The following is a 16249-nucleotide window of genomic DNA, read 5'->3' on the forward strand; positions in this document are numbered from 1 at the left end:
ATGGCGTTCTACGACTCCAGCTCGATGTTCGGCGCGCCGCGCCTGAGAACCGTCGTGCTGCCGGAGCTGCCCAAACCCGCGAAGCTGTACGCGCGGGCGCTGACTGGCGTCGTCAAGGGCTTCCAGCGCAACCGTCCGACCGATCTACCCGCGCTTCGGCTCGTGCGCCCCGCCGTGTCGCTCGATTCCGTCGCGATCGAGCGCTATGCGCGCGTGTGCGGCTTTTTCCCCGAGCAGGGCATTCCGTTCACGTTCCCGCATCTGCTGGCGTTTCCGCTGCATCTGCTGTTGCTGACCGACCCGGCGTTTCCATGGTCCGCCCTCGGCCTCGTCCATCTGGCCAACAGCGTGCACATGCGCCGCCCGCTTTCGTTCGACGACACCTTGCGCGTCGAAGTCGAATTCGGCGCGCGCCTGCGCCACGACAAGGGCCAGGCGTTCGTGGTGCAGACGCGCGTCTACCGGCGCGGCGAGGCCGTCTGGGACGGCGACAGCGTCTATCTGAAGCGCGGCGTCGCGGCGAGCGGCGATCCGCTCGCGCCGCTGGAGACGGCGGGCGACGCGCTCGTGCGCGCGGCGCGCTGGCAACTGCCGTCGCAACTGGGCCGCGACTACGCGAAGGCATCCGGCGACTTCAATCCGATCCATCTGTCGATGCTCTCAGCAAAAGCGTTCGGCTTTCCGCGCGCGATCGCGCACGGCATGTGGACGCTCGCACGCACGGCGGCGGCACTACAGCCGCCCAAGCGCCTCGCCGACGCGACACTCGCAGGCGAATTCAAGCTGCCGATCCTGCTGCCGGGCGAAGCGTCGCTGTGGACGGCATCGCCCTCGCCCACTGCGCGCGACTTCGAAGTGCGCGATCCCGAAGGCGGCAAGCCACATCTGCGCGGCCGCTTCCAGTGGAATCTGCAATGACGATTGCCGTGCGCACCGCGCTGCACGACATGCATCCGACGTTGGAATCAATGCCCGGCCTGATTCGTTTCAAGCAGGTGCCGGGCGCTGCATGCACGATCCGATCCGCCCAACAGACGGACACGACCCGGGAGCCCATTGATGCCTGACTCGTCACACCCATTCTTACAAGCGCTTCCCACCGCGCGCCGCGTCGCGATCCTGGGCGGCAACCGCATCCCGTTCGCGCGCTCGAACACGGCCTACGCGACGGCCTCGAACCAGGACATGCTGACGTTCACGCTGCAAGGTCTGATCGACCGCTACAACCTGCATGGCGAGCGCCTCGGCGAAGTCGCGGCGGGCGCCGTCATCAAGCATTCGCGCGACTACAACCTGACGCGCGAAGCCGTGCTGTCGACCACGCTGGCGAAGGAAACGCCCGCCTACGACGTGCAGCAGGCATGCGGCACGGGCCTCGAAGCGGCGATTCTGGTGGCCAACAAGATCGCGCTCGGCCAGATCGACGCGGGCATTGCGGGCGGCGCCGATACGACGTCGGATGCGCCCATCGGTGTCAACGAACGGATGCGCAAGATCCTGCTCGAAGCGAACCGCGGCAAGTCGGCGGGACAGCGCGTCGGCGCGCTCGCGAAGCTGCGCCCCGGCATGTTCTTCAAGCCGCTATTGCCGCGTAACAGCGAGCCGCGCACGGGGCTGTCGATGGGCGAGCACTGCGAGCTGATGGCCAAGCGTTGGGGCATTTCGCGCGAGGCACAAGATGTGCTCGCCTACGATAGCCACCGCAAGCTGACGGAAGCGTACGCGCGCGGCTTTCTGAACGACCTGATGACGCCCTTTCGCGGTCTCGCGCGCGACAACAACCTGCGCAGCGATCTGACGCTGGACAAGCTGGCCACGCTGAAACCCGTGTTCGACCGCGATGCGGGCACGATGACGGCGGGCAACTCGACGCCGCTGACGGACGGCGCATCGGCCGTGCTGCTCGCCAGCGAGGAATGGGCGGCGGCGCGCGGCCTTCCCGTGCTTGCGTGGCTCACGTGGCACGAGACGGCCGCAGTCGATTTCTTCGAGAAAAAGGAGGGGTTGCTGATGGCGCCCGCGCACGCCGTGCCGCGCATGCTGAAACGCGCGGGCCTGACGTTGCAGGATTTCGATTTTTACGAAATTCACGAGGCGTTCGCAGCGCAGGTGCTCTGCACGCTCGCCGCCTGGCAGGACGATGAGTACTGCCGCACGCAACTGGGACTCGAAGGCGCGCTGGGAACCATCGATCGCGCGAAAATGAACGTGAACGGCGGATCGCTCGCGACAGGCCATCCGTTCGCCGCCACAGGCGGACGGATCGTCGCGGGACTCGCGAAGCTGCTCGCGCAGCTCGACAAGCCGGCGGGCACCACGCGCGGGCTGATTTCGATCTGCGCGGCGGGCGGCCAGGGGGTGGTCGCGATTCTGGAACGGTAGAATCGCGCGCCATCCGTACCCGCACGATTCATGCACACGACACATACAACGACAAAGCTAGTACACCGGGAGACACCGCTATGACCGAGCCGACGACATCACAATCCACGCAGACGCAGATGCAAACTCAGACGCAAGCACAGACGCAAGCGCAGCGCGCGCCGAACACGGACGGCATCTGGTATGCATCGTATGCACCCGATGTGCCGCGCGAGATCGACGTGTCGCAGTATGCGTCGCTCGTCGAGTTCTTCGACGAATGCACGACGCGCTTTCGCGAGCGCGTCGCCTATGTAAGCGTCGGCGAAAGTCTCACGTACGCCGAACTGGCGCGCAAGGCGACCGCGTTTGCGGCCTACTTGCAGAGCATCGGCGTGAAGCCCGGCGACCGCGTCGCGATCATGCTGCCGAACACGTTCCAGTATCCCATCGCGCTGTTCGGCACGCTGAAGGCGGGCGCGATCGTCGTCAACGTGAATCCGCTCTATACGGTGCGCGAACTGTCGCATCAGTTGAAGGATAGCGCCGTGCAGACCATCGTGGTGTTCGAGAACTTCGCGAAGACCGTCGAAGACTCGCTGCCGGGCACGCGCGTGCAGAACGTGATCGTCACGGGTCTCGGCGACCTGCTCAAGGACGGTCTGAACCTGAAAGGCAAGCTGATCAACTTCATACTGCGCCACGTGAAGAAGCTCGTGCCCGCGTACAACCTGCCGCAAGCCGTGCCGCTGCTGGATGCGCTCGCAACGGGCTCTAAACGCACGCTCGCGCCCGTGCAGATTTCCCCCACTGACCTCGCGTTCCTGCAATACACGGGCGGCACGACGGGCGTCGCGAAAGGCGCAATGCTCACGCACCGGAACATGGTCGCGAATCTGTTGCAGGCGAAGGTCTGGGCGGAAGGCCAGCTGACCGACGAGATCGAAACGGTGCTCACGCCGCTGCCGCTCTATCACATCTACTCGCTGACCGTGAACGCGATGATCTTCATGGGACTGGGCGGGCGCAACATCCTGATCGCGAATCCGCGCGACATCAAGATGGTGATGAAGATCCTGCGTAACGAAACCTTCACGGGCATCACGGCCGTCAACACGCTCTACAACGCGTTCCTCGACAACGAAGAGTTCCGCAACCGCGATTTCTCGAAGCTCAAGCTCGCGATGGCGGGCGGCATGGCGATGCAAAAGGCCGTGGCCGACCGTTTCCGCGAGGTGACGGGCAAGCCGATCATCGAAGGCTATGGGCTGACGGAATGTTCGCCGATCGTGTCGATGAACCCGGTGGATCTCAAGCACATGCGCGAGTTCGACGGCTCGATCGGCCTGCCCGCGCCGTCCACTCACGTGCGCTTTCGCAAGGACGACGGCAGCTGGGCGAATATCGGCGAGCCGGGCGAGCTGTGCGTGCAAGGTCCGCAGGTGATGAAAGGCTACTGGAACCGTCCCGACGAAACCGCGAAGGTGCTCGACGACGATGGCTGGCTCGCAACGGGCGATATCGGCGTGATGGATTCGCGCGGCTATATCCGGCTGATCGACCGCAAGAAAGACATGATTCTTGTGTCGGGTTTTAATGTGTATCCGAACGAGATCGAAGACGTGATCGCGATGCACCCCGACGTGCGCGAAGTGGCCGCGATCGGCATTCCCGACGTCGCGCAGGGAGAGCGCGTGAAAGTCTTCGTCGTGCGGCGCAACCCTTCGCTCACCGAGGAACAGGTGATCGCGCATTGCCGCAAGAATCTCACAGGCTACAAGGTGCCGAAGGTCGTCGAGTTCCGCGACGAGCTTCCGCAAACGAATGTCGGCAAGATCCTGCGGCGCGAGCTGCGCGATCAGGAGCTGGCAAAGCAGACAATCTCGTGACGGTTTCGCGCGCCTGACCGCGTAGCAATGGCGAAGCCTTCCGCGCTTTTGGGAGCGATTGATGCGTCACCCGGAGTTTGTGGAAAAGCGTTCGCGCTATCGGTTCAGTCGTCGCTGGCGTGCTGGCTCGCGCTGGCTATCGCTAATCGTCGCGCAGCTGGCCTGCGTGTTGATCGCGGGGGCCGCCGCCGCGCAGAACGATGCATCCGCGCTCGCCGCGCATATCGCCCCGCAGGTCACGCTGGGCGCCAGTGAGGCCGTCGCGAATGCCGCGAAGCTGCCGCTCGAGCAGCAGGTCAAATGGCTGCGCAACGCCGCGCAAAGCGGCGCACTCGAACAGATGGACGACGCGCAGCTCGTCGCGCTGTTCGAATCGTTCGATCCGCTCACGCTGCCGCGCTATATCGAGGAAGGACCGAACGGCTACCCGTCGTACGAATTCACGATGCTGCGCCAGGAGCGCATTCGCGGAATCTGGCCGCGCCGGCCCGATCACATGCTCGTGCGGCTCACGCACGAGCCGCTGCGCATCTACGGCAGATGGCTGCCCGACGGCCCGCATTCAGGCCAGGAAATCATCTACGACGCGTCGAAGCGCGCCGATGAGATGTACGGCCATCTCGGCGGCATCTTCAATATCATCCCGCTGTGGACGTCGATCAACGGCACGCTGGCGCGGTCACAATCGAACCATCAGGTGCGCGATCTCGGTATCGAGTTCATCGCGCAGCAGTTTCTCGACGAAGGCAAAAAATTCGCCAATGTGGGCATCACGCGGCCCGCGGAAATCGACGTGCGAACCGTCGACGGCGTGCGCGTCATTGCCTTCACCTACGAAACGCCCACGGGCCAACCCGAGTACTACGCGAAAAAGGAAGTGCTCGGACTCGATCTGCGGCACCCGTATTTCCGGATGGCCGAATCGTACGGCAACGACGGACAGATTTTCGAACGCATCGTGTTCCTGACGATCACGCCGAAGACCTTCGACGACATGGCGTTCGATCCCAAAAACCCCGAGTACCGGTTCTGATCAGGTCGTGAGCGCGAACGCGACCGACGCGCGCTGCGGCACGCTGCGCGCGTGCGTGATCGGCGCGGCGGGTGGCAGCGCGAGCCGCGCGAGCACGAAGAAATCAGCAGCGCGCGTGACACCGACGAGCGTCAGCCGTCCGCCCGAGCGCATCACGCGTGGCGCGAGCGTGTCGTACCAGAGCGCGGCGATATCGGCGTGCGGCGTGGCGCTCACGTCGAAAACGGGCACACCCATGCGTGCGGCGTGATCGCTCAGCGCCGTGGATTCGGCCAGCGCCGTGTCGATCAGCGCGAGGTCGGCGCGCATCCCGTCCAGATGAAGCCACGGCACGCTGAAAGCCGGTGCCGCCGACAGCCATGCGCCCGTTGCGATGAATGTGCGCCGCTGCATGTCATGCCCTCACGCTCATGGTTCACGTATATCCGCGCCAGTTGCGAAACGCCTTTGGCCAGATGCCCTGCTTGCCCGGCGACAGAATACCCGTCGGATCGAGCGCGTCCTTGATCGTCTCCGACAGCCGCAGCATGGCGCCGTCGTTGAAGTTGTAGCGCGCCGCCGCGAAGTCCATGTAGACGAGATGCGAGCGGTACTCGCCGTAACCCGCGCCGTGCGCGTCGCTCATCCACGCGCGCAGCAGATCGGCGGCCAGTTCGCTCTGCCGCGCGTCGCTCTTGTCGAAGATCGCCGCGGCGATGTGATGCAGATGCCGCTCGCCCGATGTGAAGCCGCCGTAGTAGTCGAAGCCGTATTCGTTGGCGCGCGCCTTGGCCATCGAATACTGGCGCATCGCGTCGCGACCCGTCGCCGGACAGACGGGCGAAAAGTCGACATGCGCGCCGCTGCCGCCGCGCCAGTCGAGCATGCGGAATGCCGTCATGCCCGGAATGCCGGCGAGGTTGCGATCGCCGCCCGCCTCCGGCTCCGCGTTGCCGTCGTAGGTTTTCGACAGCATCCGCGCACCCGGAATACGGCCAAACGCGCGTCGCACGATCGCTTCTTGCGCATCGATCACTTCGCGCTCGCCGTAGAGCGCGTAATGCAGATTCCAGCGGCCAATTTTCAGCGCCTCGGTCATCGACGCGATCGCGCTCTCCGGCATCACGCCCTTGCCCTGATACCACTGCGAGCGCGGCCCGATGCCCGCCGCGCGGCGAAGCGCGCCTTCGATCACGGCCTGGTTGCCGATCGTGCCGTTCAGCCGCAACGGCCGCAACGTCTCGACGACCGCTTCCAGATCGTCGTCGCGCTTAAACTGGACTTCGCCCAGCAGATACGCGCTCGGCGCGGGCATCAGCCAGACGCCCATCTTCGTGACGATGCCGTAGTTCGACTGCATGAACATCGGATCGAACGACGGTCCATAGCCATACTTGAACGCCTGCCACGACGTGCCGATCTCGATCCCGCCCATGCCCGTGCGCACGAGGTCGCCATTCGCGAGCACCACTTCCATCCCGCACTGCGCCGCCGCGTGATCGCCGTAGGCGGTCGTGCCGAAGCCGCGTTCGAGCGTGTTGCCGACGATGCTGCCCCAGCCCGCCGCGGGCGGATCGACCCACAGCTTGTAGCCGCGCTCGCGCAGATGGTGATGCAGATCGAAGTAGCTGACGCCGGGTTCGACGAGCGCATAGGCGAGCTGCTCGTCGACGGCGAGAATCCTGTTCATCCGCTGCAGATCCAGCACCACCGATCCCGGCAAACGCGGTGCCGCGCCGCCGTACGCGAAGTTGCGTCCCGTCGACACCGTCCAGAGCGGAATGCGGTACTCGTTCGCGACGCGCAGGATCGCGCGAATCTCATCGACGCTCGCGGGCAACAGCACCGCCGACGGCACGAATGACGCCGCCAGCGGGCCCGGTGCAAACGGATCGGCATAAGGCGCAAGGCTTGCTGGTGACGACGCGACCTGGGTGGCGCCGACGATCGCCTCGAAGGCGGCGAGCGCGCGGTCGAACGTCGCGGCGGAAATGTCCGGCGGCAGGATGCGTGTCAAGGTGTCCTCTCGTCGTGTCGAAGCGCTATCGGCTTGCTGGGTTGCTGGCTGTAGCTCGTTAGAGTTTGTTCATTACTGGCAGTCGACGGAAGCGACCAAAGCGGCGAAAGGCATTCGCGCGACACGCATCGCGCACGATCAACGCCGATGCCCGCCGCCCATGCCACCCATGCCGCCCCATGTGTGCCCACCGCCCCAGCCGTGCATTCCACCCGTTCCGTGGAATCCGCCGCCCGGCCGCCCCCAATGCACGTGGTTCATGTGATGGAAATGGTGGAACCGGTCGACGAACACGAACGGCGCGCCGAAGCCCACGGCGACAGGTGGCCCCCAATACCACGGGTCATAGTAAGGATAGGCGGGAATCGGATAGACGACGGCGGCCGCGTCGCCGCCCTGCTGGATCTGCCATGTCCCATCCGGCTGCTGGCAAGCGAGCCCGCTGATCTGCTGCGTCGTGCCGTCGATCTCCGCCTGGCCGACGATGTTGCGGCATATCATCTGATCGTTGAGCGCCTCTTGCGCGGCAACGGGCGGTGAAGCCGGCACCGCGCATCCGGCGCACACGCACAGCGTCGCGCCGAGTCCAAACAAAGTACGCATGATGTGTCCTGCCCGACGGTGCGGCGTTGCGGCACGTACGTGTGCCGTCGCCGTAAAGACGCCATCGATTCGCCTTGCAGGACGCGCGGCCAATCGCCGCTGCAGATTCGCCGGGAGCGAAAAATCACGCGCCTGCACAACTTAAACGCTTGTGCGCAAGGCGCTATTCCTGCCGCGCGGGAAGCGGCGACGTGCATCGTGTTACACGATGTTTCCGGCGTTGGGAGAGACGATGCGGCGCGACAACTACTGCCACGTCTCCGGACGGCCGCCCAGTTCGCCGCACACTTCGATCGCGATCGAGCGCAGCTTGTCTTCCTCGATCGGCCCCGACAGCGCGTAGCCCATGTGGTCACTGATCCAGTAGAAGGTGCGCCGGTTGCCGTCGCGGAATAGCCGGAACGCGGTCTCGTCCTTCGGGATGCCCGTTACGTAGAGCGTGAGCCGCGCGCCGCTCTGGTTCTCATACATGAATTGCGCGGCGGGCCCCGCCTCTCCCGGCAACAGCCGTCCGCCGACGAGCGTATAGCCGTACTCCTGCAGCGACGGCACGGACAGGTGGCGGTTCAGGCGCTTCGACAGCCAGTTGATCAGATGCTCTTCCTCGGCGGCCACCACCTCGACGGGATGACGGCGCTCCGGCGTATAGACGGCATACGCGATATCCGCGCGCCGCGCGAACGACATCACGTCGCCATTGCCACCGCCAAGGCGCGGCACGAGCGGGCCGAGCGCGAGCGCCAGGCCCGCGCCGACGGCGAGCCAGCACGCGGCGACAGCCACGCGGCGCCACCATGGAATGCGCGCGCGCAGCACGATGAACGGTGGCTCCTCGCGTTCGGGCGCGCCGCACAGCGCCTGCAGCGCGGCCTTCTGCGCGCGCCACGACGCGACCTGTGCGGACGCCTGCGGGTCGCGCGCCAGATGCTCGCGCACCGCGGCGCGCTCGCTCTCGGGCAACTCGCTGTCGACGAATGCCGACAGCGCGCGCAGATCAGGCGCGTTCGCGGAACCGGTAGTGTTTTCGTCGTTGTTCATTGCGCGCTTCTCACCTGGCCTTCACCACTTTCAGCGACGGCGACTTGTGAACGGGCCCTTCCATCAACAGTGCCCGCATATGCTCACGGGCGCGAGACAGCCGCGACATCACCGTGCCGATCGGCACGCCGAGCGCCACGGACGCCTCCTGATAGCTCAACTCCTCCACGCAAACCAGCAACATCACCTCGCGCTGCTCGACGGGCAGACAATAAAGCGCGCGCTGCACATCGCGCAACACCAGACCGTCGACTTCGCCACGCGGCGCTTCGAGATTGCGCCAGGGCGCGCTCTCGTCGTCGACGGCGATTTCGCGGCGCACGCGCAACTGGTCGATATACAGGTGCCGCAGGATCGTCAGCAGCCACGCGCGCAGATTGCTGTCGGGGCGAAAGCCCTTCCAGCGCGCGAGCGCGCGCTCGGCCGTATCCTGAACCAGATCGTCCGCCCAAGCTGGGTCACCCGTCAGCGCGCGCGCATAGCGCCGCAACTGCGGGAGCCACGAGATCACTTCCGCTTCGAAGTTCACCCGGCGCAAGCCGTCATGCGAGCACAGGCATCGTCAATAGCCGCCACCGCTGCCGCTCGTGCCGCTGCTGCTCCCACCCGACGAACTCATGTCGCCCGTGGATTGACACGCGGTCAGCGAGAGGGACGCCATCCCGAGCGCGAGCACGACGAATACAGCCGATACCAGTCTGGACACTTTCATGTAGAACCTCCTGCACGGCGAGGCGCGACGTATCGCGTGGCCATGCGTTGAACCGGCGGCACGCGCGCGAGCGACAGATGACGCGACGCCGGTGACCAATTGGACAGTTGAGGAAACCTTCTGCAAAGACGGACGCCCATTTCTGATGCGTGCTACTGACACTTCCGTCTTTCCTTCTCGCGGCTTCGCGGCTTTCGTGCGATGCCTGACCGATAAACGCTCGTGACGGGCGTTTTATTCCGCGGCATTCGCCAATGGCGACATCTTTCGTCTGGTGCGAGCGCGCGTTGCGACGCCGTCTGGCGCCTTCATCCGCCCGTCAACGTTGGCTGGCGCGCATAGCGCCGCATGGATTTGGTAACTCAACGTTACACTTGATCTTTAAAGGATGCTTCCGCGCCCACAAGTGGTTATAGTGGGCGTCAACCCCGTTCGACGTTTGGGACCCATCATGTCGCCATAAAGCGACAACGGGTAAAATCACGGCGAACAACCGTTTCTCTACACACAATTGTCCATGCCTTCCGCAGAATCGCATCCGCAAAACGACTTTATGAACGCAGCGCGCAAAGAACGTAAGCGCGTTGAGATTTACCTCGTCAACGGCATTCGCCTGACGGGCTGCATTGAGTCGTTCGACCAGTATCTGGTGATGCTGCGCACGCCCGTCGGGCTGCAAGGCATCTACAAGCGCGCCATTTCCACGATCCAGCTGGACACGGGTACGCGCCCCGCGCCGCGCGCAGGACGGCCTTCGCATGGCGAGCATTCCGCACGCGGCCCGCACGGCTCGCGTGAACATCGCGAGCCCCGGGAACCGCGCGAGCCGCGTGAGTCGTATGGCGCGTCGCAAGGGCCGTCGGACCGGTCTTCGTCGTCGGACGCTCCCGTGGTCGTCACCCGCCGCCGGCGTCTGTACGGCACGGGCAATAATGGTAACGATCAGGGTAATAACAACGGCGGCGGCAGCACTGAATAAGGCCGAATAAGCCCAACAGGCTACATCGTAGAATGCGGCGCGCGCCCAGCGCGCCTGCACTGCAACACGGGCGGCTGGCTAGCCGGGACGACTGGCCAGCTGCTTGAGCATCCTCTCGATCCGCACGCCCTGCTGGGCAGTCAGTTCATACCCGCACTTCACTTCGAGCACCCGTCGCTGCCAATAGCGGGCATTCAGCAGATGCACCATCGGCTGACGCATTGCCCACTCCAGATGCTCCAGTTCCGATTCGACAACATGTGACGCGTTCAAGCGCTGTCCGCTGCCATATCCGTTCGGTTGCATGGTCGCCCTCGTAAGCCATCTGCGCCCGGCGCTTTCGTGTGCGCCGGCGTCGTGTGACACCGTTATAACGAACGATCCCGCGAGAAATTCCATTGGCCTGCATGGAACCTACAACATGCTTTCGCGATCTTCAACCTGAGTTGCTGCTCCGCGTGCAATTCGCGCAACGCCGCGTGCGTTTTTATGTGCGTTTGGCCTATGCCATTGGCCTCGGCGACTGCGATGGCCTGATTGCGTTATGCTGACTTCAATCCACGTAGCGGAGCCTGTCATGTCCACTTCGAAACACCCCACCCCAAAGGCGCCCGACAAACATCCGTCCAGCGACGAACGCCTCGACGAGGCGCTCGACGAGACCTTTCCCGCCAGCGACCCGATCGCGGTCGATCCCGACGAGGACGACGACGATAACCGTCAAGGCAAGCAGAAGAAGTCGCGCTGAGGAAGACAGTTGCGAGGCGAGATGTACCATCCGCGGACGCTACGCGCACGCGGGATGGATAAAGACGGCCGTGTGACCGACGACGAAGAGCGTGCCGTGCGCGGATGCACGGTTCACGTTGCCATCGCCGCATGCGTCGACGCAAACGCATGGCAGAGGCGCAGACGAACGAACCCCCGCGCATGGTCAGATGCGCGGCGAGGGTCTGGTCAAACACGCAGGGCGAGCCGCGAAGCCGCCGAAGGCCAGCGCGGCTCTTGCAACGTCAGCGCACCGGCAAGCCGCTTTCGAGCTGACGCTGCAGATCGCGCACCTGGCGCTGCGCCACGCGCAACTGCTCCTGCGACTGCGCCTTCTGCTGCGCAAGCGCCGTAGCTTCCGCACGGGTCTGCTGCTGCATGCTGTTGACGATGGTCTGCTGCTCGTGCGCGATGTTCAGGTCGGCCTGCAGGCGGTTCGCGCGTTCCTGCGACAGCGCGACGAGGTGATCCGTGTACGCCTTCTGCGCTTCGAGCTTGGTGCGGCGGATTTCGACATCGGACAGCTGCGCCGTCTGACGCGCGAAGTCGCGGTAGATCTGCTCGGCGCGCGCTTCGTCCTGCGTCTTGATCACGCGCCAGAAGTTCTTCTGCTGGAAGAGCGCGACGTAGTACGTCATGTCCTTGCCATAGAACAACAGGCTTGCCCCGTAGCTGCCGTTGTAGGTCGTGCGCAGCTCGGTGGTATCGGCGCCGTGAATCTTCTGTTGCAGTTCCGCGACATTGCCCGTCGCAGACTGCTTCGCCTCGTCCGGCGTGAGCGCAATCGTTTGACTGTCCGCAGTGACGGGAGCAGCAGCTGGCGTCGTCTGCGCAGCGATCACACCCGCTGCGTCGTCCGTGCCGTTACTGGCAGAACTCTGCGCGTAGACCCCTTGAACGCCCCCGAAAACGATCATTGCCGACATCACGATGTGTCGAACTTTCGACTTCTGGTCCATGTAATTTCTGCTCGTGTCGTGTTTTAGTTTTGCAAAACCGTTCGATTATTACTCACTTTCACGAGTTTCGGGTTCCTCGTCGAAAATTTGGTACTTACGCATCTTTTCCCACAACACCTTGCGGCTAATGCCGAGGTATTGCGCCGTATCCTGGCGGCGCCAGCTGTTCGCATCGAGCGCGGCGAGCACGCGGCTGCGCTCGGCCATATCCCCCTTGCTGCGATCGACAAGCACTTCCGCCGCGCTCTCGGCAGGCACCGGCTGATTGCTGCGCGCAACCGCAAGCAGCCGGTGCAGCCGCGCCGCATCACACGCGCCGATCTGCCGCACCGTCACGCCGATCCGTTCGACCAGGTTGCGCAGCTCGCGCACGTTGCCGGAGAAGTACGTGTCGGCGACGGCGTCCGCGAGCCAGTACGGAGTATCCGGTAGCGACGCGAGCCGCTTGGGCCCGACCACGTCACCTATCTCGCGGCACATGGTGCACCGCCCATCGGCAGTGAAGGCATGAGCGCGAAGATCGACGCGTCGCACTATCGCGGCAATCCGAAGGACAACTCCGGCTTGCCTTCATATGCGGAACGGACGGTGATCAACGACAGGATCGGCGGTTCGCTGTCGTCTCCGCTCATCCTGAGCAACGCGCGCACTCTGTCGGGAACGGTCACGCCCTACGCTTCGCACGATGAAGACCGCTCCAACAATGCGATCACGGGCGCGGCGATCGGGCTGCGCTCGCAGGTAGGCGTGATGCAGTTGCAGGCCGACTATGCGGACGTGCAGACGGGCCAGGCGCGCAAGGCCAGCATCAACGTCGCGAAGGCGTTCGACATACTCGGCGCGGGCAAAGCCGGCGACTCGAACATCCCCGGCACGACGACCGTCAATCCCGCTTCGATCACCTTCGTGCGCACGGGCGCAAGCTTTCCACAAACCAACGAGTGGCCGCCCGGCATCGACACGATGGTCGCCGCGACGGGCCAATGCAGCCCCGACACGCTGCCGACTTCCGAGCAGATTTCATTTGGCGCGCAACGCTTCGCGCAGGGCTATCAACCGGGCGAGACATCGGGCGATTCGTGGTGGGGCGCGTCGCTCGAAATCAATCGCGCGATTGCGCCCAGCTTCACGTATCTGCGCACCTTCACACCGTATGTTTCGTTCGACATGGCGCGCGTCTATCTGCATGCGGGCACATCGCAGCCGAAGAAGCTTGCTTCGGTGGCACCCGGCTTTCGCATCTCCGACGCGAAGTATTACAGCCTGGATCGGTCCGTCGCGAAGGCGGCCGTCGAGAGCGCGTCGCGCAATCCGCGCATCAACGCGACGTTCTCGTATCAATTGAACCGACTCATGCGTCGTTGCCAGAACATGCACCAATTAGAGCATTCACTATCAAACGGGGCGGATACTTTCACGTATTCTGCCCTCTCCCATGCATCGAAAGACAGGCATGGCGCCGCCTCGCATCAGCACTCACACGGCGCCGCGCGACATTCATCGCGACGATTTTCAACAAGGAGGACGACAATGACATCACTCACCCGACGCGCGCGCTTTGCGCTCGGCACTACGTTGAAACAGGCTGTCGTGGCCGGTGCGTTGCTCGCGGGCACCGTCACAGCATTCGCACAAACCGACACGCCTGTCGGCACATGGCAAACCATCGACGATCACACGGGCCAGCCCAAAGCACTCGTGCAGATCACGCAGGACGGGAACGGCAGGCTGAGCGGCAAGGTCATCAAGGGGCTCAACCCGAACGATCAAGCGGATCGCCGCTGCACCGCCTGCACGGACGCGCGCAAAGATCAGCCGATTCTCGGCATGACGATCATCGACGATATGAAAAAGGACGGCGAAGGCTGGGACGGCGGGCAGATTCTCGACCCGGAGAACGGCAAGCTCTACAAATGCAAGATGCACGTCGAAGACGGCGGGCAGAAGCTGGTGGTGCGCGGGTATATTGGCGTATCGCTGCTGGGGCGTTCGCAGACGTGGATTCGCCAGAACTGAGGTTGTCGCGCGGTGCTCGCTTTTCGGCGAGCGCCGCAGCAGGACGTAAAAAAGCCGGTCTGGCGTTTAGTCTCGCCAGACCGGCTTTTTGTTGTCGCGCGCGCTCAATTCGTTCGATCCGTCATGCCGCGTTCTTGAAGGGACTGGTGTAGTCGAACACCAGCGGTGCTGCAGGCACGCCAGACGGCGGCGCGAACAGCGGCGTGGCAGGCACGGATGGCTGCGCGGCATCGTTCGCGGCTGCAGCCACGTTCGGCGCGTGGGTGCGCATGCGTGATTCCATCGTGTTGCACAGTTCGCCGCTTGCGTCGCCGAACAGCTGGTCCATCACACGTTGCAGTACGCCAGCCTGATGCCACGCCTTGAAACGGCGGTGACAGGTTTGATAAGAGGGGTATTTACGCGGCATGGCGGACCAGGTAGCGCCGCTGTAGATCACCCAGAGCACGCCGTTGAGCACGGAGCGGGTGTTGGCAAGCGGCCGGCCGCGCAGTTCGGAACGCGGACGCAGTTCCGGCAGCAGCGGCGCGATGCGCTGCCATTCTTCATCACTAATATCGCGATAGGGGGTCATGGGATCTCCATTCGTCAAGAGTATTTCGACGATATAGAGTCGCCCCACTACCGAATATCAGACCAATCCGAATCTTGAAAATGCATCGGCAGCCGCTGCCGCATGGTTCAGCGCGTATCGCGCTATCCCAAACGGGGCGGCCTTGGGTGGGAATTTGATCAGGTTAACGATGTATCGACGATCCGTCGCGGCGTATCCAGATATTCCTGCGACTGCATCTCGACGATACGCGAAACCGTGCGCGTGAACTCGTTGGCCATCGGCCCTTCTGTATAGAGTTCCTCGGGCGGCACGGCGGCCGACATCAGCAGCTTGACCTTGTGATCGTAAAAAACGTCGATCAGCCACGTGAAACGGCGCGCTTCGGATTGCATACGAGGCGTCATCTGCGGAATGCCGGACAGAATCACCGCGTGGAAGCGGCTCGCCAGTTCGAGGTAGTCGTTCTGCGAGCGCGGGCCGCCGCACAGCGTCGCGAAATCGAACCAGACGACGCCGTCCGCGCGGCGCAGCGCCTTCAGTTCGCGCTTCTCGATACGCAACAGCGGGCTTTCGTCGGGCACGGCGGCGAGCTTGCCGAATGCGTCGCGCAGCGCCTTGTCGGAGGCGGCGCCGAGCGGCGTGTGATACACCTCGACCTGCGACAGCGTGCGCCGCCGGTAATCGACGCCAGCATCGACGTTGATCACATCTAGTTTGCTCTTGATCAACTCGATGGCAGGCAGCAGACGGTCGCGATGCAGGCCGTCGGGATAGAGCAGATCGGGATCGTAGTTGGACGTCATCACGAACTGCACGCCGTTCGTGAACAGGCGATCGAGCAGCCGGTACAGGATCATCGCGTCCGCGATATCCGATACGTGGAATTCGTCGAAGCAGATCAGCCTATAACGCTTCGCAACGCGCCGTGCGAGTTCGTCAAGCGGATCGGCCTGCCCTTTCAGTTCTTCGAGTTCGCGATGCACTTCTCGCATGAACTCGTGAAAATGAAGACGCGTCTTACGCACGAGCGGCACGACTGCGTAAAAGCTGTCCATCAGGAAGCTCTTTCCGCGCCCTACGCCACCCCACATATAGACACCCTTCGGCAGATCAGGGTGCATGATCAGCTTCATAAAGGCGTTCGGACGACGTGCCTTATACGCAGCCCACTCTTCATAGCACTGTTGCAGACGATCGACGGCCGCGCGTTGTGCCGGATCGGACTCGTATCCCCGGGTCTGCAGTTCCTGCTCGTAGTATTCGGTGACGTTCATTGTGTGAGACAGCAATGAAGAAGGCGGGAGGGATTCAACCCACCCGCCTTCGTCGTGTTTCGCTT

Annotated in this window: 18 protein-coding genes and 2 pseudogenes; 9 read left to right on the forward strand and 11 right to left on the reverse strand. The window is 63.8% G+C overall.

Features of this window, described 5'->3' with window-relative positions; genetic code table 11:
• The 5 genes from C2L64_RS09950 to C2L64_RS09965 all read left to right on the forward strand — a co-directional run bounded on the left by C2L64_RS09950 (nt 1) and on the right by C2L64_RS09965 (nt 5283).
• A complete protein-coding gene (locus C2L64_RS09950) occupies nt 1-918 on the forward strand; it encodes a MaoC/PaaZ C-terminal domain-containing protein (RefSeq protein WP_007587388.1) in 918 nt (305 codons plus the stop codon).
• Nucleotides 915-1067: a hypothetical protein gene (locus tag C2L64_RS53155; protein WP_158660498.1), complete on the forward strand. Its 153-nt coding sequence runs from the start codon at nt 915-917 to the stop codon at nt 1065-1067. Before C2L64_RS09950 ends, C2L64_RS53155 begins: the two co-directional genes overlap by 4 nt.
• Nucleotides 1060-2382, forward strand: a complete 1323-nt coding sequence (locus tag C2L64_RS09955) for an acetyl-CoA C-acetyltransferase (protein ID WP_090838411.1) — start codon at nt 1060-1062, stop codon at nt 2380-2382. The genes C2L64_RS53155 and C2L64_RS09955 overlap by 8 nt, the downstream gene beginning before the upstream one ends.
• An 80-nt stretch (nt 2383-2462) precedes the next feature.
• Nucleotides 2463-4250, forward strand: a complete 1788-nt coding sequence (locus C2L64_RS09960; RefSeq protein WP_090838413.1) for an AMP-binding protein — start codon at nt 2463-2465, stop codon at nt 4248-4250.
• Nucleotides 4251-4311: 61 nt separating this feature from the next.
• Nucleotides 4312-5283, forward strand: a complete 972-nt coding sequence (locus C2L64_RS09965; RefSeq protein ID WP_007587391.1) for a DUF1571 domain-containing protein — start codon at nt 4312-4314, stop codon at nt 5281-5283.
• On the opposite strand, the gene C2L64_RS09970 is transcribed toward C2L64_RS09965, so the two are convergent.
• The 6 genes from C2L64_RS09970 to C2L64_RS54090 all read right to left on the reverse strand — a co-directional run bounded on the left by C2L64_RS09970 (nt 5284) and on the right by C2L64_RS54090 (nt 9632).
• Entirely contained in the window at nt 5284-5676 is a 393-nt protein-coding gene (locus C2L64_RS09970) for a hypothetical protein (RefSeq protein WP_090838414.1), read from the reverse strand. It lies immediately after the preceding gene.
• Between the two features lie 22 nt (nt 5677-5698).
• Nucleotides 5699-7279 (reverse strand): FAD-binding oxidoreductase, encoded by a 1581-nt coding sequence (locus tag C2L64_RS09975; RefSeq protein ID WP_090838416.1) that lies wholly within the window; start codon nt 7277-7279, stop codon nt 5699-5701.
• 138 nt (nt 7280-7417) lie between these two features.
• Nucleotides 7418-7882, reverse strand: a complete 465-nt coding sequence (locus tag C2L64_RS09980) for a hypothetical protein (protein ID WP_090838430.1) — start codon at nt 7880-7882, stop codon at nt 7418-7420.
• Nucleotides 7883-8128: 246 nt separating this feature from the next.
• Nucleotides 8129-8920 carry an anti-sigma factor family protein gene (locus C2L64_RS09985; RefSeq protein WP_090838418.1) on the reverse strand — a complete coding sequence of 264 codons (792 nt, stop codon included), beginning with the start codon at nt 8918-8920 and terminating at the stop codon, nt 8129-8131.
• Between the two features lie 10 nt (nt 8921-8930).
• The gene (locus C2L64_RS09990; RefSeq protein WP_007587396.1) at nt 8931-9449 is read right to left on the reverse strand and encodes a sigma-70 family RNA polymerase sigma factor; all 519 of its coding nucleotides are present in this window, start codon (nt 9447-9449) and stop codon (nt 8931-8933) included.
• Between the two features lie 33 nt (nt 9450-9482).
• Nucleotides 9483-9632: a hypothetical protein gene (locus C2L64_RS54090; protein ID WP_007587397.1), complete on the reverse strand. Its 150-nt coding sequence runs from the start codon at nt 9630-9632 to the stop codon at nt 9483-9485.
• A 517-nt stretch (nt 9633-10149) separates the two neighbouring features.
• Between C2L64_RS54090 and hfq the strand changes: the two genes are divergently transcribed.
• Nucleotides 10150-10611, forward strand: coding sequence for an RNA chaperone Hfq (gene hfq, locus C2L64_RS09995; RefSeq protein ID WP_007587398.1), 462 nt, complete (start codon nt 10150-10152; stop codon nt 10609-10611).
• A 78-nt stretch (nt 10612-10689) separates the two neighbouring features.
• Here hfq and C2L64_RS10000 read toward each other — a convergent pair whose 3' ends face one another.
• Nucleotides 10690-10917, reverse strand: a complete 228-nt coding sequence (locus C2L64_RS10000; RefSeq protein ID WP_007587399.1) for a hypothetical protein — start codon at nt 10915-10917, stop codon at nt 10690-10692.
• A 271-nt stretch (nt 10918-11188) separates the two neighbouring features.
• On the opposite strand from C2L64_RS10000, the gene C2L64_RS54095 reads away from it, so the two are divergent.
• Nucleotides 11189-11359: a hypothetical protein gene (locus C2L64_RS54095; RefSeq protein WP_007587403.1), complete on the forward strand. Its 171-nt coding sequence runs from the start codon at nt 11189-11191 to the stop codon at nt 11357-11359.
• 265 nt (nt 11360-11624) lie between these two features.
• Here C2L64_RS54095 and C2L64_RS10005 read toward each other — a convergent pair whose 3' ends face one another.
• A complete protein-coding gene (locus C2L64_RS10005; RefSeq protein WP_007587404.1) occupies nt 11625-12338 on the reverse strand; it encodes a DUF2968 domain-containing protein in 714 nt (237 codons plus the stop codon).
• A gap of 48 nt (nt 12339-12386) precedes the next feature.
• A pseudogene (locus C2L64_RS10010) lies at nt 12387-12806 on the reverse strand (helix-turn-helix domain-containing protein); the annotation flags it as partial.
• Between C2L64_RS10010 and C2L64_RS10015 the strand changes: the two are divergent.
• A pseudogene (locus tag C2L64_RS10015) lies at nt 12780-13682 on the forward strand (ShlB/FhaC/HecB family hemolysin secretion/activation protein); the annotation flags it as partial. The pseudogenes C2L64_RS10010 and C2L64_RS10015 overlap by 27 nt on opposite strands.
• Nucleotides 13683-13868: 186 nt before the next feature.
• Entirely contained in the window at nt 13869-14354 is a 486-nt protein-coding gene (locus C2L64_RS10020) for a DUF2147 domain-containing protein (protein WP_079482311.1), read from the forward strand.
• Between the two features lie 121 nt (nt 14355-14475).
• Here C2L64_RS10020 and C2L64_RS10025 read toward each other — a convergent pair whose 3' ends face one another.
• Nucleotides 14476-14928, reverse strand: a complete 453-nt coding sequence (locus C2L64_RS10025; RefSeq protein WP_007587408.1) for a transposase — start codon at nt 14926-14928, stop codon at nt 14476-14478.
• 158 nt (nt 14929-15086) lie between these two features.
• Nucleotides 15087-16184: a cell division protein ZapE gene (gene zapE, locus C2L64_RS10030; protein ID WP_079499452.1), complete on the reverse strand. Its 1098-nt coding sequence runs from the start codon at nt 16182-16184 to the stop codon at nt 15087-15089.
• Between the last annotated feature and the right edge of the window lie 65 nt (nt 16185-16249).

It is taken from the genome of Paraburkholderia hospita (assembly GCF_002902965.1).
Taxonomy (GTDB): Bacteria; Pseudomonadota; Gammaproteobacteria; order Burkholderiales; family Burkholderiaceae; genus Paraburkholderia; species Paraburkholderia hospita.